This window comes from Xanthobacter versatilis (assembly GCF_043193975.1).
Lineage (GTDB): Bacteria > Pseudomonadota > Alphaproteobacteria > Rhizobiales > Xanthobacteraceae > Xanthobacter > Xanthobacter autotrophicus_E.
Genome location: NZ_JBAFVB010000002.1, coordinates 395,879 through 417,579 on the forward strand (window position 1 = coordinate 395,879; position 21,701 = coordinate 417,579).

At 68.2% G+C, this 21,701-nt stretch carries 17 protein-coding genes; 8 read left to right on the plus strand and 9 right to left on the minus strand.

The genetic code is table 11. From position 1 onward, the window contains the following. Positions 1-65: 65 nt before the first annotated feature. From sugE to secG, 4 genes are all read right to left on the minus strand, one after another. On the minus strand, positions 66-383 hold the full coding sequence (sugE, locus tag V5F66_RS05455; RefSeq protein WP_394093419.1) for a quaternary ammonium compound efflux SMR transporter SugE: 318 nt from the start codon (positions 381-383) through the stop codon (positions 66-68). Between the two features lie 403 nt (positions 384-786). Then, entirely contained in the window at positions 787-1,659 is an 873-nt protein-coding gene (locus V5F66_RS05460; protein WP_394093420.1) for a VOC family protein, read from the minus strand. 102 nt (positions 1,660-1,761) lie between these two features. Next, on the minus strand, positions 1,762-3,390 hold the full coding sequence (locus V5F66_RS05465; protein WP_012116168.1) for a CTP synthase: 1,629 nt from the start codon (positions 3,388-3,390) through the stop codon (positions 1,762-1,764). A 120-nt stretch (positions 3,391-3,510) separates the two neighbouring features. Further along, on the minus strand, positions 3,511-3,912 hold the full coding sequence (gene secG, locus V5F66_RS05470; RefSeq protein ID WP_012116167.1) for a preprotein translocase subunit SecG: 402 nt from the start codon (positions 3,910-3,912) through the stop codon (positions 3,511-3,513). 319 nt (positions 3,913-4,231) lie between these two features. On the opposite strand from secG, the gene V5F66_RS05475 reads away from it, so the two are divergent. Then, positions 4,232-5,377, plus strand: coding sequence for a M23 family metallopeptidase (locus tag V5F66_RS05475; RefSeq protein ID WP_394093421.1), 1,146 nt, complete (start codon positions 4,232-4,234; stop codon positions 5,375-5,377). Positions 5,378-5,416: 39 nt separating this feature from the next. On the opposite strand, the gene V5F66_RS05480 is transcribed toward V5F66_RS05475, so the two are convergent. Beyond that, positions 5,417-7,558 carry a sodium-translocating pyrophosphatase gene (locus tag V5F66_RS05480; RefSeq protein ID WP_394093422.1) on the minus strand — a complete coding sequence of 714 codons (2,142 nt, stop codon included), beginning with the start codon at positions 7,556-7,558 and terminating at the stop codon, positions 5,417-5,419. A 111-nt stretch (positions 7,559-7,669) separates the two neighbouring features. Beyond that, positions 7,670-11,203: a YhdP family protein gene (locus tag V5F66_RS05485; RefSeq protein WP_394051138.1), complete on the minus strand. Its 3,534-nt coding sequence runs from the start codon at positions 11,201-11,203 to the stop codon at positions 7,670-7,672. 262 nt (positions 11,204-11,465) lie between these two features. Here V5F66_RS05485 and V5F66_RS05490 point away from each other — a divergent pair, with 262 nt between their 5' ends. Beyond that, a complete protein-coding gene (locus tag V5F66_RS05490) occupies positions 11,466-11,939 on the plus strand; it encodes a peroxiredoxin (protein WP_012116163.1) in 474 nt (157 codons plus the stop codon). Positions 11,940-12,022: 83 nt separating this feature from the next. Here V5F66_RS05490 and V5F66_RS05495 read toward each other — a convergent pair whose 3' ends face one another. Genes V5F66_RS05495 through V5F66_RS05505 form a run of 3 tightly spaced genes read right to left on the minus strand, consistent with a single transcriptional unit; the run spans position 12,023 to position 14,765 of the window. After that, a complete protein-coding gene (locus V5F66_RS05495) occupies positions 12,023-12,799 on the minus strand; it encodes a heme ABC transporter ATP-binding protein (RefSeq protein ID WP_012116162.1) in 777 nt (258 codons plus the stop codon). Between the two features lie 11 nt (positions 12,800-12,810). Continuing rightward, the gene (locus V5F66_RS05500; RefSeq protein ID WP_394093423.1) at positions 12,811-13,899 is read right to left on the minus strand and encodes a FecCD family ABC transporter permease; all 1,089 of its coding nucleotides are present in this window, start codon (positions 13,897-13,899) and stop codon (positions 12,811-12,813) included. Further along, positions 13,896-14,765 (minus strand): heme/hemin ABC transporter substrate-binding protein, encoded by an 870-nt coding sequence (locus V5F66_RS05505; protein WP_394093424.1) that lies wholly within the window; start codon positions 14,763-14,765, stop codon positions 13,896-13,898. The genes V5F66_RS05500 and V5F66_RS05505 overlap by 4 nt, the downstream gene beginning before the upstream one ends. A gap of 506 nt (positions 14,766-15,271) precedes the next feature. On the opposite strand from V5F66_RS05505, the gene V5F66_RS05510 reads away from it, so the two are divergent. From V5F66_RS05510 to V5F66_RS05535, 6 genes are all read left to right on the plus strand, one after another. Next, a complete protein-coding gene (locus tag V5F66_RS05510; RefSeq protein ID WP_394093425.1) occupies positions 15,272-17,320 on the plus strand; it encodes a TonB-dependent hemoglobin/transferrin/lactoferrin family receptor in 2,049 nt (682 codons plus the stop codon). A gap of 59 nt (positions 17,321-17,379) precedes the next feature. Continuing rightward, positions 17,380-17,715 (plus strand): antibiotic biosynthesis monooxygenase family protein, encoded by a 336-nt coding sequence (locus V5F66_RS05515; RefSeq protein ID WP_012116158.1) that lies wholly within the window; start codon positions 17,380-17,382, stop codon positions 17,713-17,715. A 191-nt stretch (positions 17,716-17,906) separates the two neighbouring features. Beyond that, positions 17,907-19,415 carry a carboxypeptidase M32 gene (locus V5F66_RS05520; RefSeq protein WP_394093426.1) on the plus strand — a complete coding sequence of 503 codons (1,509 nt, stop codon included), beginning with the start codon at positions 17,907-17,909 and terminating at the stop codon, positions 19,413-19,415. A 119-nt stretch (positions 19,416-19,534) separates the two neighbouring features. Beyond that, positions 19,535-19,909 carry a YciI family protein gene (locus V5F66_RS05525; RefSeq protein WP_394002855.1) on the plus strand — a complete coding sequence of 125 codons (375 nt, stop codon included), beginning with the start codon at positions 19,535-19,537 and terminating at the stop codon, positions 19,907-19,909. After that, a complete protein-coding gene (locus tag V5F66_RS05530) occupies positions 19,906-21,165 on the plus strand; it encodes an RNA polymerase sigma factor (RefSeq protein WP_394093427.1) in 1,260 nt (419 codons plus the stop codon). Before V5F66_RS05525 ends, V5F66_RS05530 begins: the two co-directional genes overlap by 4 nt. A 92-nt stretch (positions 21,166-21,257) precedes the next feature. Then, a complete protein-coding gene (locus V5F66_RS05535; RefSeq protein ID WP_149574291.1) occupies positions 21,258-21,695 on the plus strand; it encodes a VOC family protein in 438 nt (145 codons plus the stop codon). Positions 21,696-21,701 lie beyond the last annotated feature (6 nt).

Below are 21,701 nucleotides of genomic sequence, written 5' to 3' on the forward strand. Positions count from 1 at the left end.
GAAGCAGCGCCGCCGGGCAACGCTTTACAGCGAGGCCCCGGCGGCGCGCCAAACTAGTCGGTTCGTCAGGGCGTGACCAGCTTCAGCCCCACGATCCCGGCGCCGATGAGGCCGATGGAGGCGAGCCGCAGCAGGTCGGTGGATTCGGAGAAGAAGAGAATGCCGACGAGCGCCGTGCCCACGGTGCCGATCCCCGCCCACACCGCATAGGCGGTGCCGATGGGAATGCCCCTGAGCGCCAGCGACAGCAGGAACAGGCTGACGGCGATGGCCGATAGGGTGAAGGCGCTGGGCCACAGCCGGGTGAAGCCTTCCGACTGCTTCATGCCGATGGCCCAGGCGATTTCCATGACACCGGCGACGAACAGATAGATCCACGCCATTGGCGGGTACCTCGGGTGGCGGGGTCGTCCCCGCCGCTCGATACGCAAGGGCACGCGGCCGTCCGCGTCCCGTCGGGGACGAATGTCCCCTGCCCTCATTTAGGGCATCCTGCGCGCCGGTGAAGCCGGAGGCAGTGCATAAATGTGCGGCAGTGGTGAGGGGGCGTGCGGCTGGCGTCAGCGATACTCAGACTGTCACGGCCGGGCGTGACCCGGAAGTCGGCTGTTGCCGACTTCCGCCCTTACGAACGGAACCCGCAAACATGCAGGTTCCGGCCATCCACGTGGCTCGGCCGGGAACACAGCTCAGAACGGAGTGCAGACGGCCCCGGCGTGGATGCCCGGCACTAGGCCGGGCAGGACGGTCCCTGGGGAAGCGGTGCCCGCCCCCCGCAAGTCCCTCTCACCCCTCCGTCACCTCGAACACCAGCGTCGCGCCCATGGCGGCCTTGGGGGGCACCACCACCACGCCGGCGATGGTCTCCTCCACCATGCGCCGGGCCGCCAGCGAGCGTCGCAGCTCCGGGGCGCCGGGGGTGCCGAAGCGCACCGCCGCCAGCCGCAGGCCCTCCCCGCCTGGGGCGGGCACGCCATAGCGCTCGGTGAACAGGGGACGGGTCATCACGTCCACGGCGCCGCGCGGGGTCTGGCTGACGTACCAGTCGTCGCTGGCCCGCAGCACGCCGCAGCCGGTGACCGTCTCCAGAAACGCCTTGTGGAGGGCAGGCGTGTCCGCCACCAGCACCACGCCGGCGACCCCGGTGACCTGGTTGGAATGGCGCTGCAGGTCCGCCGACCAGAAATTCTCCGGCAGCTTCTGGGTGCAGGTGAACAGGGAGAAGTCCGGCGAGAGGGGGTCGCGGGCGAAGGCGAGGGTGAAGCCCACCTCCACCTCCTGCCCGTCCGGCCGGCGGGCCGTGCGGCCGAACTCGAACGTGTCGAACCCGCCGAAGTTCTCGATATCGAAAACAGCCTTCTCAGCTTGCGGGTCGGAGCCTTCCAGCGCCAGCATGGAGAGGCCCTGGCCGCAACTTTCGAGGAAGCGCTGGTTGAAGGCGCCGAACGAGAAGCGCGTGCCTTCGTCCGGAGGAATCTTTTCCGGCTCAGCCACTTGCAGCAGCTCGATGAAGAAGCCGGGGGTCTGGACGATGCGGTTCTCGGTGCCCCAGGGATGCCGGTTGCGGCCCCCCACGGTGAAGCCAAGCAGGTCGTAGACCTCTCCCGCCGCATCCAGGTCGCGGACGAGATGCACCACATGGTCAAGCCCGCGTCGCATGCCAACTCCCCTCCCCGACTCATCCGGGGGGAGCTTAGAGCGGCGGCGGCCGGGAGGGAAACAACCGGCAGGAGAATACCTGCCGCTGTCCCTGCCGGAAGGTCACACCAGCCGGCTCTGCTCCATGGCCGCACCCACGAACGAGGCGAACAGCGGGTGGGGCTGGAACGGCCGCGACTTCAGCTCCGGATGGAACTGCACCCCGATGAACCAGGGGTGGTCGCCATATTCCACGATCTCCGGCAGGAGGCCGTCCGGCGACATGCCGGAGAAGCGCAGGCCATGCTGCTCAAGGCGTTGGCGATAGGCGGTATTCACCTCATAGCGGTGGCGGTGGCGCTCGAAGATGTCGCGCCCGCCATAGACCGCCTCCACCCGGCTGCCGGGCTCCAGATGCGCGGCATAGGCGCCGAGGCGCATGGTGCCGCCCAGATCCCCGGCAGCGCTGCGGCGCTCCAGCTCGTTGCCCTTCAGCCATTCGGTGAGCAGGCCCACCACCGGCTCGCTGGTGGGTCCGAACTCCGTGGAATTGGCGTCAGGGATGCCCGCAAGGTTGCGCGCCGCCTCGATCACCGCCATCTGCATGCCGAAGCAGATGCCAAGATAGGGCACCTTGCGCTCGCGGGCGAAGCGGGCCGCGCGAATCTTGCCTTCCGCGCCACGCTGGCCGAAGCCGCCGGGCACCAGGATGCCGTGCACGTGCTCCAGGAACGGTGCGGGATCCTCGCGCTCGAAGGTCTCGCTCTCGATCCAGTCGAGATTGACCTTCACCTTGTGGGCGATGCCGCCATGGGCCAGCGCCTCGATCAGCGACTTATAGGCGTCCTTCAGGCCGGTATATTTGCCCACGATGGCGATGGTGACCTCGCCCTCGGGGTTGCGCACGCGCCCCTCGATGTCGGTCCAGCGCTTGAGGTTGGGTGCCGGTGCCGGCTCGATGTTGAAGGCGGCCAGCACTTCCTTGTCGAGGCCTTCCGCGTGGTAGGCTGAGGGGACGGCGTAGATGTTGTCCACGTCCCGCGCCTCGATCACCGCCGTCTCGCGCACGTTGCAGAACAGCGAGAGCTTGCGCCGCTCCTCGCGCGGGATCTCGCGATCCGTGCGGCAGAGCAGGATGTCGGGCTGGATGCCGATGGAGCGCAGCTCCTTCACCGAATGCTGGGTCGGCTTGGTCTTCAGCTCGCCCGCGGACGGGATGTAGGGCATCAAGGTGAGGTGGATGAAGATGGCGTGGCCGCGCGGCAGCTCGTTCTTCAGCTGGCGGGTGGCTTCGAAGAAGGGCAGGCCCTCGATGTCGCCCACCGTGCCGCCCACCTCGATCAGCACGAAATCGAAGCCCTCGTTGCCTTCCAGGACGAAGTCCTTGATCGCATTGGTGACGTGGGGGATGACCTGGATGGTGGCGCCGAGATAGTCGCCGCGGCGCTCCTTGGTCAGGATGTCCTGATAGATGCGGCCGGTGGTGATGTTGTCCTGCTTCGTCGCCGGATGACCGGTGAAGCGCTCGTAATGGCCGAGGTCGAGATCGGTCTCGGCCCCGTCGTCGGTCACGAACACCTCGCCGTGCTGGTACGGGCTCATGGTGCCCGGATCGACGTTGAGGTAGGGGTCCAGCTTGCGCAGCCGGACGGTATAGCCGCGCGCCTGGAGAAGCGCGCCGAGAGCCGCGGCGGCGAGGCCCTTGCCCAGGGAAGACACGACGCCGCCGGTGATGAAGATATAGCGCGCCATGGGCTTCGACCTTACCTCGTGCAAACGCGATTCGGCGAGGGCGAAGCCGGTGTCGGCCTCGCCTCGCCTGTGGGGAAAGCATGTCGCCGCGCGAATCGCGGCGACGGGCTCACTCTGGGCTTACTTGGACTGCGGAACCTGCGGGCCCGAAGGCACGGCCGGCGTCGCGGGGGCGCCCTGATCGGCGGCGCCACCCTGCGGGCGAATCTGGTCGAGAATGGTGCCGCCGCTCTGCGGGACCTGCGGGCCAGACTGGGTCGCCGGCTGCAGGATCGAGCGCGGCGCCCGGCCCCAGCCCGCCACGATGGTCAGCGCCAGCGAGGTGATGAAGAAGATCAGCGCCAGGACGGCGGTGGCCCGGGTGAGCAGGTTGGCGGAGCCGCGCGCGGTGAAGAAGCCGCCGGCACCACCGCCCCCGCCGCCGCCGATGCCAAGTCCGCCGCCTTCCGAGCGCTGGATCAGCACCACGCCGATGAGCGCGAGCACCACCATGAGGTGAATGACAATGAGAACCGTCTGCATGGAATCCATCATGTTCGCGCCACGGCCATAGCCCGGCGCGTCAGTTGCCGGTCTGTTACACGATCGGGCGCCGGGAGGGAAGAGCGGCGCCACACCGCGCTGCCTGCCCGGCGCGCATGGCAGGCCGGCGCGACGCCCCATCCGCCGGTTTCCCACCCCTGTGTCCCGCACTGGCGGTATCAGGCCGCAGATTGAACATGAGGTCGGCTTGAACGAGGCTGTGCGCCGTCTTCCTCTTCGTGCCGTCTCCTGATCCGGGGGTCCCGTCTTGCACCGACTTCTTGTCGCTCTGGCCGCGCTTTGTGCGGCGTCTCCCGCTGTGGCGCAGTCCCTGAAGATGGATGAGGTCTACAGTTCCATCGCGGCCCAGCCCATCACCGCGCCGAATCCGGTGTTGGGCGCCGATGGCCGGGTTCACCTCGCCTATGAGCTTTATGTCACCAATCCCAGCAAGCTGTTCGTCACCCTCGACAAGCTGGAAGCGGTGGACAGCGCTGGGCAGGTCCTCGCCAGCCTGGAAGGCGCGGGCCTGCGCGCGCTGCAGACGGTCTATGCCCGCGCCGACGGAGCCATCGCGCCCGGCGGCATCGCGGCGGTGTTCCTCGACGTGCCGTTTGCCCGCGACGCCAAGCTCCCCGAGCGTGTGCTGGCGCGCATCACGGCGACCCGCCAGGAGGCTGGCGCCGACGGCAAGCCGGCCCCCATGCCAGCGAATGGGCCCCTGCCGGGCACCTTCAGCTTCACCGGAGCGGAAACCGCCATCGGCCGCCCGGCGGTGGTGATCGCGCCGCCGCTGCGCGGCAAGGGCTGGGTAGCGATCAACGGCTGCTGCGATGCCCTCACCTCCCATCGCGGGGCGATCATGGCGGTGAACGGGCGGCTGCGGGTGCCGGAGCGCTTCGCCATCGACTTCGTCCAGCTCGACGCCAGCGACCGCCTCTTCACCGGCGACGTGCACAAGCTGGAAAGCTACGCGTTTTACGGCGCACCGGTGCATTCGGTGGCCGACGGCGTGGTGGTGAACCTTTATGACGCCACTGACGCCCAGGTACCCGGCGGCGACGCCAAGGGCATCACCCCGGAGAACATCGGCGGCAACATGCTTGTGATCGACATGGGCGGCGGCAACTTTGCCTTCTACGCCCACATGCAGCGCGGCAGCCTGAAGGTGAAGCTGGGCGACAAGGTGCGGACGGGCGATGTGATCGGCCTGCTCGGCAACACCGGCAACACCAACGCCCCGCACCTGCATTTCCACGTGATGGACGGCCCCTCGCCGCTGGATGCCAACGGCCTGCCCTATGCCTTCACGCGCTTCGAGGGCCAGGGCGTGGCCAACCCGGCCGGCGCGGACTTCTTTGAAAAGCCGGTTCCGGCCGATATCGACCGCAGCCGCCTCGCCGGCCCCAGGCAGGACGCGCTGCCCCTGAACAACGAGGTGGTGGATTTCGGCGACGGGAAATAGGGGTGCCGGCGGGCAGGTCTGGCCCGCCGGCGTCTTCCCTCAATGCCCCAGCACCGCCAGCAGCAGCAGCGCCACGATGTTGGTGATCTTGATCATGGGGTTCACGGCGGGGCCCGCCGTGTCCTTGTAGGGGTCACCCACGGTGTCACCGGTCACCGAGGCCTTGTGGGCCTCCGAGCCCTTCATGTGGCGCACGCCGTCCTTGTCCACGAAACCGTCCTCGAACGACTTCTTGGCATTGTCCCAAGCGCCGCCGCCCGAGGTCATGGAGATGGCGACGAAGAGGCCGGTCACGATCACGCCCAGCAGCATGGCGCCCACCGCCGAGAAGGCGGCGGATTTCCCCGCCGCGCCGCCGCCCGCCACGAAATAGATGACGAAGTAGCAGACGATGGGCGACAGCACCGGCAGCAGGGAGGGGATGATCATCTCCTTGATGGCCGCCTTGGTCAGCATGTCCACGGCGCGGGAATAATCCGGCTTCTCGGTGCCGGCCATGATGCCCGGCTTCTCGCGGAACTGCCGGCGCACCTCCTCCACGATGGCGCCAGCGGCCCGGCCCACCGCCGTCATGCCCATGGCGGCGAACAGGAACGGCAGCAGGCCGCCAAACAGCAGGCCCACCACCACATAGGGGTTCTCAAGCGAGAAGTTGGGGGTCACGCCATAGAAGTAGGTGCCCTGCCCCGCCTGGGCGATGAAGTACTTCAGGTCCTGGCTGTAGGCGGCGAACAGCACCAGCGCGCCGAGGCCCGCGGAGCCGATGGCGTAGCCCTTGGTGACAGCCTTGGTGGTGTTGCCTACCGCGTCCAGCGCGTCGGTGGACTGGCGCACCTCCTTGGGCAGGCCGGCCATCTCGGCGATGCCGCCGGCGTTGTCCGTGACCGGGCCGAAGGCATCCAGCGCCACGATCATGCCGGCCAGCGCCAGCATGGTGGTGGCGGCGATGGCGATGCCGAACAGGCCGGCGAGCCCGTAGGCGAACAGGATGCCGGCGATGATGACCAGCGTCGGCAGTGCCGTGGATTCCAACGAGACGGCAAGGCCCTGGATGATGTTGGTGCCGTGCCCGGTCACCGAGGCCTGGGCGATGGACACCACCGGGCGATAGCCGGTGCCGGTGTAATATTCGGTGATCACCACGATGGCGCCGGTCACCGCGAGGCCCACGAGGCCGCACAGGAACAGGCTGGTGCCGGAGAAGTTCGCCCCCGCGATGGGGCCGAAGCCGGGCAAAAGCCAAGTCACCGCCGCCAGTGCGATGATGGAGAAGCCCGCCGTCGCCATCAGGCCCTTGTAGAGCGCTCCCATGATCGAGGAATTGGCCCCGAGCCGCACGAAGAAGGTGCCGGCGATGGAGGTGATGATGCACGCCCCGCCGATGGCCAGCGGATAGACCATCATGGTGGCGAGCGACGCCGGCGCGGCAGCGAAGAAGATGGCGGCGAGCACCATGGTGGCCACCACGGTCACCGCATAGGTCTCGAACAGGTCGGCGGCCATGCCGGCGCAGTCGCCGACATTGTCGCCCACGTTGTCGGCGATGGTGGCCGGGTTGCGCGGGTCATCCTCCGGAATTCCGGCTTCCACCTTGCCCACGAGATCGCCGCCCACGTCTGCGCCCTTGGTGAAGATGCCACCGCCGAGACGGGCAAAGATGGAGATGAGCGAGGCGCCGAAGCCCAGCGCCACCAGCGCATCCACCACCGTGCGGCTGTTGCCGGCAAAGCCGAGGATCTGGGTGAGCACGAGGAAATAGACCGTGACCCCGAGGAGGGCGAGGCCCGCCACCAGCAGGCCGGTGACCGCCCCGGCCTTGAACGCGAGATCGAGGCCGCCGGCCAGCGACAGGGTCGCCGCCTGCGCGGTGCGCACGTTGGCGCGGACCGACACGTTCATGCCGATGAAGCCGGCCAGCGCCGACAGGATCGCACCGACGGCGAAGCCCACCGCCACCAGCCAGCCGAGGAACACCCCCACGAGAACGAAGATGACGACGCCCACCACGCCGATGGTGGTGTATTGGCGCTTCAGATAGGCCTGCGCCCCTTCCGCGATGGCGGCTGCGATTTCCTGCATCCGCGCGGTACCGGGATCCGCGGCCATGAGTTCGCGGATGGCCCATACGCCGTACGCCACGGCCAGCAGGCCGCAGGCGATGATCAACACCAGTGCCAGCATCACTCCCACCCTTTTTCGTTTCCTGCCTGTATTCTTTTATGGGGCGAGTGTGAGCGGTGCCGTGCGCCACGGCAAGGGGCGTCCGGGCAAACTGTCGCAGTGTCCGGAACGTCAGCGGGTGGGGGGGGCGTCGCTGGAATCGCGGAATTCGAAGATCTTGCGCAGGAAGCCCGGCGCCACCGCCGAGATAGGGTTGATGCGCAGGGTGGGCCCGCCGCTGAGGGGGCCGACGATCTCGAAGGTCACGCCCACCAGGCCCTCGTTAGGTCCGCCGCCGAGCAACAGGCCGATGACCGGCAGCTTGGAGAAGATGTTGTTGAGGGCGTAGGCCGGCACGAATGTGCCGCGCACGGAGATACGGTCGGCAGCGAAGTCCAGCGTGCCGTCGAAGGTGGCGCCAACCGACGAGCCCCAGATGGCGCCTTCCTTGAACACGATCTTGCCAGTGGTGCGGGAGAATTGGGCCTGCGCCTTCTGGAAGGCGGCGGTGCCGTCCTCGATCTTGCCGGACGAATCGCGCGCCGCGCTGGAGAGCTGCTGGAGGCCCGGCTCGCCCTTGATGGCGAAGTCGCGCACATGGATCACGCCTTCCTGGGGCGTGTTGTCGCTGCGCGGCGGGTCCACCACAAGCCAGGCCTCGCCGCCCTGCACCTTGGGATAGATGTCGAGGAAGCGCAGCATGGCGCCGGCGTCGGATGTGGTGACCAGCAACGCCTTCTGCCGGCCCTGCCAGTTGCGCATCTCGCCCGCCACCGTGCCATCGCGGCCGGCCTTGGCGGTGAGCGTGAAATCGCGTGTCTCCACGCCCCGGCGCGAGACCGAGAGCTCGAACTGGCGCAATACCTCGCCATTGTTGCCGGTGAGGGCGCCGATGCGCGCCTCCACGTCCACGTCCGGCATCTTCTGGGCGCGCCGCTGGCCGGTGGGGGCGGACACGAGGCTCTTCATGATGCCCCGGGCGTCCATGACATCCCCGGTGATGCGGACCTTCAGCACATCTCCCGCCCGCTCGGCCTTGGCGGAGGCCTTGTCGCCATCGGACAGCTGGAAGGTAGGGAAGTTGGCGCCGACCAGGTCGCCACTGTCGGACAGCTCCATGGAGCCCTTCAGCAGCGTGCCCGAGCCGTCGATGACCATGTCGTCGAGGCGGACGCTGTTGCCCTTGTCGTTGAGGGCGAACTTCGCCTTCAACGGCTTGCCCGCCGGCTTGCTGAGGCCGGGGATGAGGTCGGCGATGCGCGCATTGACGAGATCGGCCTCGATGGTCGCCCGCGTGTCCTTGTTGTTCGTCGTGCCGATGAGGCGCACCCCCACCGTCCCCGACACGCCGGGCAGGTCCACGCCCAGCTTGCCGCGGGCGGCATCGTCCAGGCTCGCGCTGACCCGGATGTCGGCATCGGCCACGTCCTTGCGTTTCTCATATTCGAACGCCATCGGCGCGCCGGCGATCTTGCCGTCGCCGCGCAGCACCACGCCGGCCGGGGAGGCGAAGGCCTTCACGGTCGCGCTTTCGAGCCTGAGGCCACGGAACACCTTGTCCACGCCGAAATCGGTCAGGGTGGCTTCGAGCGAATAGTCGAAGTCCTCCGGCCGCGGCACCTTGCGGAAGGTGATGTTCACCTGCAACAGGGCCGAGAACTTGCCCCGCGTGGTGGAGGGATCGAAGGCGGTGCCGGTGGGCCCCTTCAGCGGCTCCATGCCCAGCACCTCGATGGCGCCGTCGGCCGGGCCGTCGAACTTCACCTTGATCTGGGAGGTGGGCTCGCGGGGGAAATAGTCTGGCATCAGCATCACGCCGTCGCTCACCGCGATCTTGCGGTTCTGCGGCGTCACCGCGGTGCCCTCCGGCAGGGTGATGCGCACCGAGCGACCGGTGACGAGGATGGCAAGGCTCGCATTGGTAATGGGCGGCAGGCCCTTCACCGGCCGGAGCCAGACGCCCTTGCCGTTGATGGTGAAGCGCACCCCGTCGTCCGGCAGCGGCACCTGCTTCTGGCCGATCAGGTCGAGGGGCAGCTTGACCGCCACGGTGATGCCGTCGGCCGTGCCGCCGGAGACGTTCTCGATGGCGAACTGCCGCGCCGGCGGGGCGATGTTCACCGGCCAGAAGCGCTTGATGGTGGCCACCGGCATGGGCGAGGCGGTACCGTCGAACTTCAGGTAGGGCACGTCCACGCCAAAGTCGAACAAAGCGGTGAAGGTGAAGCTGCCCACGGCCGAGCCGAGGAAACCAGTATCGACGATGATCCGCCGGCTGGGCGGATCAAACCGGCCGGCCACCTCAACCTTGTCGACCACCAGGGCGGGCTCGGGCATCTCCTTGCCGGCGAGCAGCACCTGCTTCGGCCCCATCTGGAACGGCCAGGGCGCGCCCAGGGTCGCCGGCACCTTGATCTCGCCCGCCAGCGAGATGATGTTTTCGGTCTTCACCGCCTCGATGGGCGCGACCACGATGACCCGGCGGGCCACGTCGAGGGTGAGGCCGATGCGGGCGTGATCGATGACAAAGCGTTCTTCCGGGTCCTCGCCGTTGCCCAGCGCGCCGGCGCCGAAGTCGAGGCTCGCCTCACCGGCCTTCACCTCGCCCTCCACGGACAGGCGCGCGGTGAAGGACGCGTTTAGCGGCGTGTCCATGTAGAAGCGGCGCTGGTCCTGGATGAAGGCCTGCAGCAGGTCGCGGGTGGAGAGGTTGCGGATCGCAAGCTCGATGGTCCGCTCGCCGTCCTGCGCCGGGCCGATGCGCGCCGTGGCGGTGGCGATGCCCTGCGGCGACTGGATGGTGAAGGTGAGCTGGGCGCCGCCGGCCTGCGGCCGGGCAAGGCGCACGCTGATGTGCTGGAAGACGATGCGCCGGCCGGCGCTCTCGTTCTCCACGACGAGGGTGCCGTCCTTGAGGCCCACGTCTGCCAGAGCGCCGCCGTCGAAGCCGGCCGATTCCAGTTCATTGATCCAGCGGGCCAGGGCCACAGGCTTCAGCGGGTCGGTATCGAGGGCGCTGGAGCCGGCCGAAGCGGCAGCGGGGTCGGTAGCGGCCGGCTGTGGGGTCGCGGCGGGTGCGCCAGCCCCGGCGAGCGCGGGTGCGACTGGAGCAGGCTGCGATGGCGTACGGGCGGCCGTCGAAATCGGCGCCGAGATCGCCTTTGCCCCCTTGCCGGTGGCAACCGCCAGATGGCCGGAGGAGGCGATGCGCACGGTCATCTCCGCGCCGACGAGGTCGATGCGGCGCGCCTTGGGCATCAGGGAGAGCAGCGAACCTTCCAGCTCCACCTCGGCGCTGGGGGCACTGGCCACCAGCTGGCCGTCGGGACCGGTGACGCGGATGTCGTGCACCACCACAACGGTGGCGCCGCTTCGCACGGTCTCCATGGTGGTGGAGCCAATGGCCACCTTGTGCCCGCCGCCGATGCGCTCTTCCAGCGCCCGCTCGATATAGGGGGTCGCAAGGTTGGCTGTGACGAAGCCATTGGCAATGAGCACATAGAGGGTGAGCGCAGCCAGGCCGCCGAGGGCGATGAGCAGCAGGCACACCATGGTGAACACGCGCGCCGCGCGGCTGCGCGGCGTCAGCGCCCCCATGATGCCGTGGAAGCGGGAGCGCCGCGGCTGACGCCGCACCGGCTCCGGCTTGCGCACCCTATCCTCCATGCCCTTTCGACCCTTCCACGCTTCTTTCGTCTTCCGACACACCCATCATGGACGGCGTACGCAGGCTCTTCCCCCGCGCGCGGCGATTCGTCCATGACCGGCCGATTGACCCTAACCTGCCCGTGCCTCGTAAAGATGAGGTGGATCAATCCTTGCAGGTTACCATGTGCGCCGGGAAGGCGGCCAAGTTGTGGGTCGCCAGAGCCACGAGAACGTGCCGCTCACCCCCGTAATGGCGCTGAACACGTCGAAAGGAAGGCGGATGTCGCAGTTTCCCGAAGCCGGAGCCAAGGCGCCGGCGTTCTCGCTCGCCCGCGATGGCGGTGGCACGGTGGCGCTCAAGGACTTCAAAGGCCGCAAGCTGGTGCTCTATTTCTACCCCAAGGCCAACACCACCGGCTGCACCAAGGAAGCCATCGCCTTCAACGGCCTGAAAGCCGCCTTCGCCGCAGCCGACACCGACATTCTCGGCGTCTCGGCCGATGCGGTGAGCGCGCAGGACAAGTTCAAGGCCAAGTACGACCTCGCCTTTCCGTTGGGCTCGGACCCGGACAAGGCGATGCTGGAAGCCTACGGCGTCTGGGTCGAAAAGAGCATGTACGGCCGCAAGTACATGGGCATCGAGCGGGCGACCCTGCTGATCGGCCGCGACGGCAAGGTGGCCCGCACCTGGCCAAAGGTGAAAGTGGCCGGGCACGCCGAAGAGGTACTCAAGGCGGCGCAGGAGCTGGGCTGAGGCCAGTCCACGATGGTGGTCGATGCCTGATCGGCCGCCATCGCCCCGTGCCATCCCCCGCGCGTCCGGGGAACACTCCTCCCCTACCCCGCCCAATTCACGTTCTGCGGCAGCACGAACGGCCCCGGCGGCGCAATGCCGACTCGCACGCGCACCCCGAACGCCGCCTCCAGGACCTCCTCGCGGATCACCTCGCCTGCCGGCCCCGCCGCCCGGATGCGGCCCTGCGCCAAGACAACGATCTCGTCCGCCACCATGGCTGCGAGATTGAGGTCATGCAGCACCGCAAGCACGCCGCCGCCTTTGTCCGCATGGGCGCGGGCCAGGCGCAGCACGGTGAGTTGGTGGGCAAGGTCGAGACTCGCCGTGGGTTCGTCCAGGAAGAGGTAGGACGGGGCATCCGCCCGCGTCAGCTCCAGCTGGGCGAGAATGCGCGCCAGTTGCACCCGCTGTCGCTCGCCGCCTGAAAGGCTGTCGTAGCGCCGCTGGGCGAAGCCCGGCAGGTCGACCTCACCGAGCAGGCGGGCGATACGCGCGCCGTCCCGCCCGTCCGGCGCCATCAGGCCGGCGGCGATGACTTCTCCCGCGGTGAACGGAAACGCCACCTCCGCCGCCTGCGGCAGCACCGCCCGGCGCCGGGCCAGATCCAGCGGCGACAGGCGAGTGATGGCCACGCCATCCAGCGTCACACGGCCGGACGACAGCCGGTGCTCGCCGGACATGGCCTTCAGCAGGGTGGATTTTCCCGCCCCGTTCGGCCCCACCAGCACGGTCACGCGCCCCGGCTGGATGGCAAGGCTGGCACCGTGCACCAGCAGGCGTCCGCCAGCCGCAACGCTCACGCTCTCGGCCTGATACATGTTCATCCCCATCATCCGACGAACGCACGCCGGCGCAGCAGCAGCCACAGGAAGAAGGGCGCGCCCACCAGAGCGGTCACGACGCCCAGCGGCAGCTCGGCCGGTGCGGCGATCATCCGCGCCAGGATGTCGGCACCGAGCAGCACCGCGACGCCCAGCAACGCCGACGCCGGCAGCAGCACCCGATGGGACGGCCCCACCACCAGCCGCGCCAGATGCGGCACCACCAGCCCGATGAAGCCCACCACGCCCGCCGCCGCCACCGAGGCCCCGACACCGGCGGCCACCGCGATCACCGCGCCCCGCTTCAGCCGCTCCACCGACACGCCGGCGTGGAACGCCTCCGCCTCCCCCAGCGCCAGCGCGTCGAGCCCCCGGGCGAGGAAGACGGACGCCGCCAGCAGGCCCAGCACGAACGGCGCCGCCAGCGCCGCCTTCAGCCAGGTGGCGCCGCCGAGGCTGCCGAGGGTCCAGAACAGGAATTCGCGGGTCTGCTGCTCGGAGGCAAGGAACACCATCACCCCGGTTCCGGCACTGGCCAGCGCGCCGAGGGCGAGCCCGGCGAAGAGCAAAGTCGCCACCTGCGTGCGCCCGTCCTTCGCGGCGAGGTGGGCGATGACGAGGGTGGTGCCGAGCCCGCCGGCGAACGCCGCCAGCGGCAGGCCCAGCGCCTGGAGGGGCGTGGGCAGCAGCATCGCCAGCGGCGCGCCGAACACCACGAAGGCCACCGCCGCCAGCGCCGCGCCGGGGGCGACGCCCACGAGGCCGGGATCGGCCAGCGGATTGCGGAACACGCCCTGCATCACCGCCCCGGCCACCGCCGTGCCCGCCCCCGTCAGCGCGCCCAGCACGGCGCGGGGAAAGCGCACGTCGATCACCACGATGCGCTCGCGGAGGGCGATGGTGGGGGCGGCATCGCCCGTCAGTGCCGCCCACAGGATGGTCAGCACCCGCCCCGGCGCTATGGTGAAGGGGCCGATGGCCAGCGCCCCGATCAAGGCCACGCCGGCCAGCAGCGCGAACAGGATCAGCCCGGCCCTCACCGGACGGCCGGATGCGATTTCCGCCGGAGCGGCCATGGTGACGTGGTCCACGCTCATTGATCCTTCTCCGCACTCCACGGACGGGCCGGCAGTTCCGGCAGGCGCGCGCCCGGATGGAGCGCGGCGGCAAGATCCCGCGCCGCCCGTGGCGCACGCGGGCCGAAGCCAAGGAGATAGGAGCCGGGCATGTCCACAAGCCGGCGCTCGCGCGCGGCCGGCGTGCCGGCGAAGGCCGGCAGGGAGAACACGGTGGCGGCGTCCAGCACCTGCCCGCCGCCCTGCATCACCACCACGGCGTCGGGCTCGGCCGACATGGCCGCCTCGTCCAGCGCCGGCTTGAAGCCCTTGATGGCGGCCATGGCGTTGGTCACTCCAGCCAGGCGGAAGATGGCGTCGGCGCTCGTGTCAGCCCCGCCCACCACCGCCGCCCCGCCAGACGCCGAGAGCACGAACACCGCGCGGGGCCGGCCCGGCATGGCCTTCACCATGTCCTCCAGCGCCGCAAAATCCGCCGCCACCTCGGCGGCGAGAACACGCCCTTTCTCCTCCTCCCCCACCGCCTGCGACACGGCGGCGATCTTCGCGAGGACGCCGGCCTTGTCATGGGCCTCAGGAATGAGCACCACAGGCACCGAGGCCTGCTCCAGCACATCAAGGGTGGAGCGCGGCCCCGCGCCCACGGCTGCGAGAATCAGGCTCGGCCCGGTGGACAGCACGCCCTCCGGCGAGAGCGCGCGGGAATAGCCCACATCTGGCTTGCGCCGCGCGGCCGCGGGGTAGCGGCTCGTCTGGTCCACCGCTACCACGCGGTCGCCGAGACCGAGGGCGAACAGGATCTCCGTCACCGCCCCGCCGATGGAGACGATGCGGGATGTATCAGCCGCACCCCGCCCCCGGATCTCAGCCGCAGCAACGCCCGGCATGGCGCTGAGGAGGGTGAGCGAAGCACCAAGAATAGCGTCAAGCGCACGGAGTCTAAATGGCCTATTCATTGAATTAGAAAACTTCCATTTTATGCCACTCACGCATATATTGCACTGCATATTTCGACAGTTTTGATTTTTTCAAAGTTCAATCAGATCTCCATGCGTTGTTTATCTGCCACAATCAGTGACGTTATTTCTATTGATTGGCAACAAACATGTAAAAATCTTGACGCCACCATGCCCGAACGGTAGCTCAGGAGGGACAGGCGGGGATGCCCGCAGCGCGCCACGTCCCGGAATGCGGACGGTAGCCAGCCCGATCACGCACCGATTTCGGAGAGACGATCATGGCGCTCAGGCCGCAGACAGCGGGCGTTTGTATGTGGTCCAGCAGGCTTCTGCGTTCAGGCGTCGCCGCCTGCGCGTTGCTCGCCGGCATGGCGGGTGCGGCGTTCGCCCAGAGCGCGGCACCCGCGACGGCTCAGGCCGAGACAGAGGGCGAGATGTCCCTCGACACCATCACGGTGGCTGCCAGCCTCACGCCGGAGCGCACCATCGACGCCCTCGCCGCCATCAGCGTGGTGCGCCCGGAAGACCTTGAGCGGCTCATGCCGTCGCGCACGCAGGACGTGTTCTTCGGCATGCCCGGCACCACGGTGATCCAGAACGGCAACTCGCCCCAGGCCTCCATCAACATCCGCGGCATGCAGGATTACGGGCGCGTGGCGGTGTTCGTGGACGGGGCGCGGCAGAACTTCACCCAGCTCGGCCATGGCACCGGCGCCGGCTCCTTCTTCCTGGAGCCGGGCCTTTTGGCCGACGTGGATGTGGTGCGCGGCCCGGTCTCCAACATCTATGGCTCGGGCGCCATCGGCGGCGTGGTCACCATGCGTACCAAGGACGCCGACGACATCATCAAGAAGGGCCAGACCTGGGGCGTGGAATCCCTCGAAGAGTTCGGCTCCAACGGCCCCATGGGCTTTGGCTCCCTGTTCGCCGCAGCGCGTGTGGGCCAGAACGTGGACCTGTTCCTCGGCGGCACCTATCGCACCCAGAGCGACTACAAGGACGGCAACGGCGACGTGGTGCCCGGCACCGGCTACGACACCTGGACCGGCATCGCCAAGGCCACCTTCCGCCCGGCGGACTTTCACGAAGTGAAGTTCACCGGCCTCAACTACAATGCCGATTACACCACCTACAATGCGGCGCTGGTGAACGGTGCCATTCCTTCCACCGCCACCCAGTACGGCTCCACCGTGCTGAACCAGACCGCCACCGCGAGCTGGAACTACACCAATCCCAACGACAACGTGTTCGACTGGCGCAGCACCCTCTACTGGAACCGGGTGAAGCAGGACCAGATCAAGGTGGCCGGAACCGCAAGCTCGGTGACGGGCGCCGTTGGCAATCCGCGCTATTTCACCATCGACACCGTGGGCTTCGACGCCAACAACACGTCGCGCTTCGTCTGGAACGACATCCGCAACGCCATCACCATCGGCGGCGACTATTTCCACGACGACGTGAACAACGTGGACAATTACGGCTTCGGCGACGGCTACAACCCGTCGGGCGAGCGCGGCGTGGGCGGGGCCTTCGTGCAGTGGAAGGCCAATTATTCCAGCTGGCTGGAAGCGCAGGCGGCGGTGCGCTACGACACCTACAGCCTCAACGGCGACGGCGTCTCCACTGATGGCCAGCGCTTCTCGCCGAAGTTCACGCTGGGCATCACGCCCTGGAACTGGCTGACCTTCTACGGCACCTATGCGGAAGGCTACCGCGCCCCGGCCGTGACCGAGACACTGGTGAACGGCGCGCACCCGCCGAACATCCCCCTCGTCTTCTGCCCGGACGGCAGCTATGGCGTGTTCTGCTTCGTGCCCAATCCTTATCTCCAGCCGGAGGTGGGCAAGAACAAGGAGCTCGGCCTCAACGTCCGTTTCGACGATATCTTCGTGAACGGCGACAAGTTCCGTGCCAAGGCCAACATCTACCGCAACGACGTGGACGACTACATCGAGCTGGTCGGCGATCAGATGACGCGCTACGGCACCTATGCCAACTACCAGTACCAGAACATCGCCCAGGCCCGCCTCCAGGGCTTCGAACTGGAGAGCAATTACGACGCGGGGGCGTGGTTTGCCGGCTTCAACGTCACCGTGTCGGACGGCGAGAACACAGAAACCGGCGGGCCGCTGTCCAACACCATGCCCAACAACGTGGCCGGCACGCTCGGCGCCCGCTTCCTCGACAAGAAGCTCACCGTGTCTGTGCGCTGGCAGTGGGTGGCCGCCGTGACCGAGGCCGACATGCCGGCCGACGCGCCCTACGAGCCGACCCCGAGCTTCAACCTCGTGAACGCCTATGTGGGCTACCAGCCCAGCGAGAACGTGCTCGCCTCGCTCTCCGTTGAGAACCTGCTCAACGAGCAGTACACTCAATACCAACAGTTCCTGCCCAGCGCCGGTCTCACCGTGAAGGGCGGGCTGCGCATCCGGTTCGGGGCAGACACCATCGCCGCTGCGACCCCGTCTCCCCTCTACAAGTAGCCACGCCAACCCGGCGCAGCCATTCACCCCGTCCTTTTTGACACGTCGGAGTATGACAAATGTTCATTGCCACCAACAGGTTCAAGGTGAAGCACGGCTCGGAAGCGGAGTTCGAGCGCGTCTGGCGCGAGCGCGACACCTACATCGCCGCCGTTCCGGGCTTCGTCGCCTTCGACCTGTGCCGCGGCCCGGAGAAGGAGGAGTACACCCTCTACATCTCCCACACGGTGTGGGCGACCAAGGCGGATTTCGAAGCCTGGACCAAGTCCGAGGCTTTCCGCCTCGCCCATCGTGATGCAGGATCTTCGTCCAATCGCGTGAACTATATCGGCGGTCCGGAGTTTGAAGGGTATGAGTCCGTCCTTTCGTTGACCCCCGGCGAGAAGGCGGCTTGAGCATCCTTCGACGTTTCGACCCCTGAGTACCTCCACCCGGCCGGGCCCCGCCCGCGCCGGGTTTCTTTTTGCCTCGCCCGGGGCGGGCTGCGGGCGGCTGGCGTCGGGGGCTTTTCTTGGCGGGCGCGGTTCTCTACCGTCGCGCCATCGCTTTCGAACACGGCCATCCGGCCATCGGGATTTTCACGACCATGAGCGCATATTCCGAGCTTTCCGCCCATTTCACCCGCACCGCCGCCCTCGGCAATGGCATCGGCATCCTGCAGTGGGACAGCGACACCATGATGCCCAAGGGTGCCGCCGAAACCCGCGCCGAGAGTCTCGCGCTGCTGCGGGTGCTCCATCACGGAATGGTGACCGACCCGCGCATCGGCGACTGGCTCGCCGGCGCCTCTGGCGAGGACCTCGGCCCGTGGGAACAAGCGAACGTACGCGAGATCGAGCGGCAATACACCGTGCAGACCGCCCTGCCCGCCGATCTCGTGGACGCCGCGAGCCGGGCTTCGTCCAAGTGCGAGATGGCCTGGCGCAAGGCCCGCGCCGAGGCGGATTTCCCAGCGCTCCTGCCCTATCTGGAAGAGGTGCTGCGCCTGCAGCGGGAGATGGGACAGGCCAAGGGCGAGAAGCTCGGCCTCTCCACCTATGACGCGCTGTTGAACGACTACGAGCCGGGTGGCCGCTCCGCGCGCATCGACGCCTTGTTCGACGATCTCGCCCAGTTTCTGCCCGCCTTCACAGAGCAGGTGCTGGAGGTGCAGTCCCGCCGCCCGGCGACGCCGCCCTTGTCCGGCCCGTTCGCGGTGGAGGCCCAGCGCGCGTTGGGCGTCGAGATGATGAGGACGGTGGGCTTCGATTTCGACCGTGGCCGCCTCGATGTCTCCACCCACCCCTTCTGCGGCGGCGCCGACAACGACGTGCGCATCACCACGCGCTACGACGAGGCCAATTTCTCCAAGGCCCTGATGGGGGTGCTGCACGAAACCGGCCACGCCCTCTACGAGCAGGGCCGCCCGCGCGACTACATCTTCCAGCCGGTGGGACAGGCCCGCTCCATGAGCGTGCACGAGAGCCAGTCCCTGCTGATGGAGATGCAGGCCTGCCGCAGCCGCGAATTCCTCACCTTCGCCGCCCCCCGCATGCGCGCCACCTTCAACGGCGCCGGCCCCGCCTGGGAGGCCGAGGCCCTGTGGCAATCCTATACGCGGGTGGAGCGCGGCTTCATCCGCGTGGATGCGGACGAGGTGACTTATCCCGCCCACGTCATCCTGCGCTACCGGCTGGAAAAGGCGCTGATCGGCGACGAGATGAAGCTGTCCGACCTGCCCGGCGCCTGGGCCGAGGGCATGAAGACCCTGCTGGGCGTGGTGCCGCCGGACGACCGGCTCGGCTGCCTGCAGGATATCCATTGGCCGAGCGGCGGCTGGGGCTATTTCCCCACCTATACCCTCGGTGCCATGACGGCGGCGCAGCTGTTCGACGCCGCCTGCAAGGCCGACCCGTCCATCCTGCCCGGCATCACCCGCGGCGATTTCGCGCCGCTGCTCGCGTGGCTCCGCACCAACGTCCACAGCCAGGGATCGCTGCTGGAGACGGACGCTCTGCTGACCCGCGCCACCGGCCGGCCCCTCGACGCCTCGGTGTTCAAGGCCCACTTGGTGCGGCGCTATGGCGGTGAGATGGAGCAGCACCAGGCGGCGTGAGATCTTCCGTGGAAGGGCCGCCCAACCCCTTCCCCGGCAAAGCTTCGCGATTTTTGCATCCGCCTGTCGGCCATGGGCATACTCCCGCGTCCTAGGACAAGACCACGGGAGCCTTGCCCATGATGTACGCCATCCTCTGCTACCATGAAGAAGACGTGGTCTGCGCCTGGAGCAAGGCGGAGGACGACGCCGTCATGGCGAAGCTCGCGGTGGTGCAGGAGCGCCTCATCAAGGCGGGCAAGATGGGCGCCTCGCTGCGCCTGCTGCCCACCACCGCCGCCACCACCCTGCGCAAGAGCGAGGAGCCGCCCCTCGTCATCGACGGGCCGTTCGCCGAGACCAAGGAGCAGTTGCTCGGCTTCTATCTGGTGGACGCAGCCGACCTTGACGACGCGCTCGCCATCGCCCGCGACCTCGCCGCCGCCAATCCCGGCGGCGCCTATGAGATCCGGCCGGTGGGCATGTTCTTTCCGGACCAGCGAGTGGCGCCGTGACCACCTCGGCGCTCGGCGATGCGGCATGGATCAACACCGCGCTCACCGCCGCGCGGCCCCAGGCGGTGGCGGCCCTGCTGCGCTATTTCCGTGATCTCGACACCGCGGAGGAGGCCTTTCAGGAAGCCTGCCTGCGCGCGCTGAAAACCTGGCCGGTGAACGGCCCGCCACGCGACCCGGCTGCGTGGCTGATTCTGGTGGGCCGCAATGCCGCCCTCGACGGGGTGCGCAAACGGGCGCGCCATAATCCCCTGCCCCCGGACGAGCAATTGTCCGACCTCGATGATGCCGAAGCCGGCCTCGCCGAGCGCCTGGACAATTCCCACTATCGCGACGACGTGCTGCGCCTGCTGTTCATCTGCTGCCATCCCGAGCTGCCAGTGACCCAACAGATCGCGCTGGCCCTGCGCATCGTCTCCGGCCTGTCGGTGAAGCAGATCGCCCGCGCCTTCCTCGTCAGTGAGGCGGCCATGGAGCAGCGCATCACGCGGGCGAAGGGCCGCATCGCCAAAGCCGACGTGCCGTTCGAGGCGCCGGGACCGGTGGAGCGGGCGGAGCGGCTCGGCACCGTGGCGGCCATGGTCTATCTCGTGTTCAACGAAGGCTATTCGGCCGGTCCTGACCCGGATCGCGCCGCCCTGTGCGACGACGCCATCCGTCTCGCCCGGCTGCTGCTGCGCCTGTTCCCCACCGAGCCAGAGATCATGGGGCTCAACGCCCTCCTCCTGCTCCAGCACGCCCGCGCCGCCGCGCGCTTCGACGCGGACGGGCGCGTGATCCTGCTGGACGCGCAGGACCGCACCCGATGGGATCGCACCCGCATCACCGAAGGCCTCGCCCTGATCGACAAGGCCATGCGCCACCGCCGGCCCGGCGCCTATCAGGTGCAGGCGGCCATCGCCGCCCTCCATGCCCGCGCGCCCCGGCCGGAGGAGACGGACTGGGCGCAGATCGACGCGCTCTATGCGACGCTGGAATATCTCCAGCCCTCCCCCGTGGTCACCCTCAACCGCGCCGTGGCGGTGAACAAGGTGAGGGGCGCCGCGGCGGCCCTTGCCATGATCGAGCCGTTAGCGCCGCAGCTCTCGGGTTATTTCCACTATTTCGGCGCCCGTGGCGCCTTCCTGCTGGAGCTGGGCCGGAGGGTGGAGGCGCGGGAAGCCTTCGACCGTGCGATCGCCCTCGCCAACACACCCGCCGAGGCCGACCACATCCGCACCCATCTCGACCGGCTGATGGCCGAGGCCGGGACCTAAAAAAGTTCGCGGCCGGCTGTCGGGATGCCGGCCCGGGGGACGTTCTTGCAGCACGGGCGCCCCCTTTCCGGGGCTCCAGCAGGAGGAAAACCATGTCCGATACCGCCGAGACGACCACTCCCACGGCCGATTTCAGCGCCATGCCCCCGGTAAAGGGCGGCGTCACGGCCTACCTGACGGTGGACGGCGCCATGAAGGCAGTCGAGTTCTACAAGAGCGCCCTTGGCGCGGAACTCGCCTTCGCCATCCCTCCGGATGACAGCGGCCGCACCATGCACGTGCACCTCTACATCAACGGCAGCTCGGTGATGCTGGCCGATCCCTATCCCGAATATTGCGCCGGCCCGGTGGAGAAGCTGGGCGGCTTCAATCTCAGCCTGCACGTCACCGACACGGACGCGGCGTTCGAGCGGGCCGTGGCGGCGGGGGCGAGCGCGATGATGCCACCCTCCGACATGTTCTGGGGCGCCCGCTATGCGCAGGTGCGCGATCCCTTCGGCGTCGTCTGGGCCTTCAACCAGCCGCACTGATCTCGC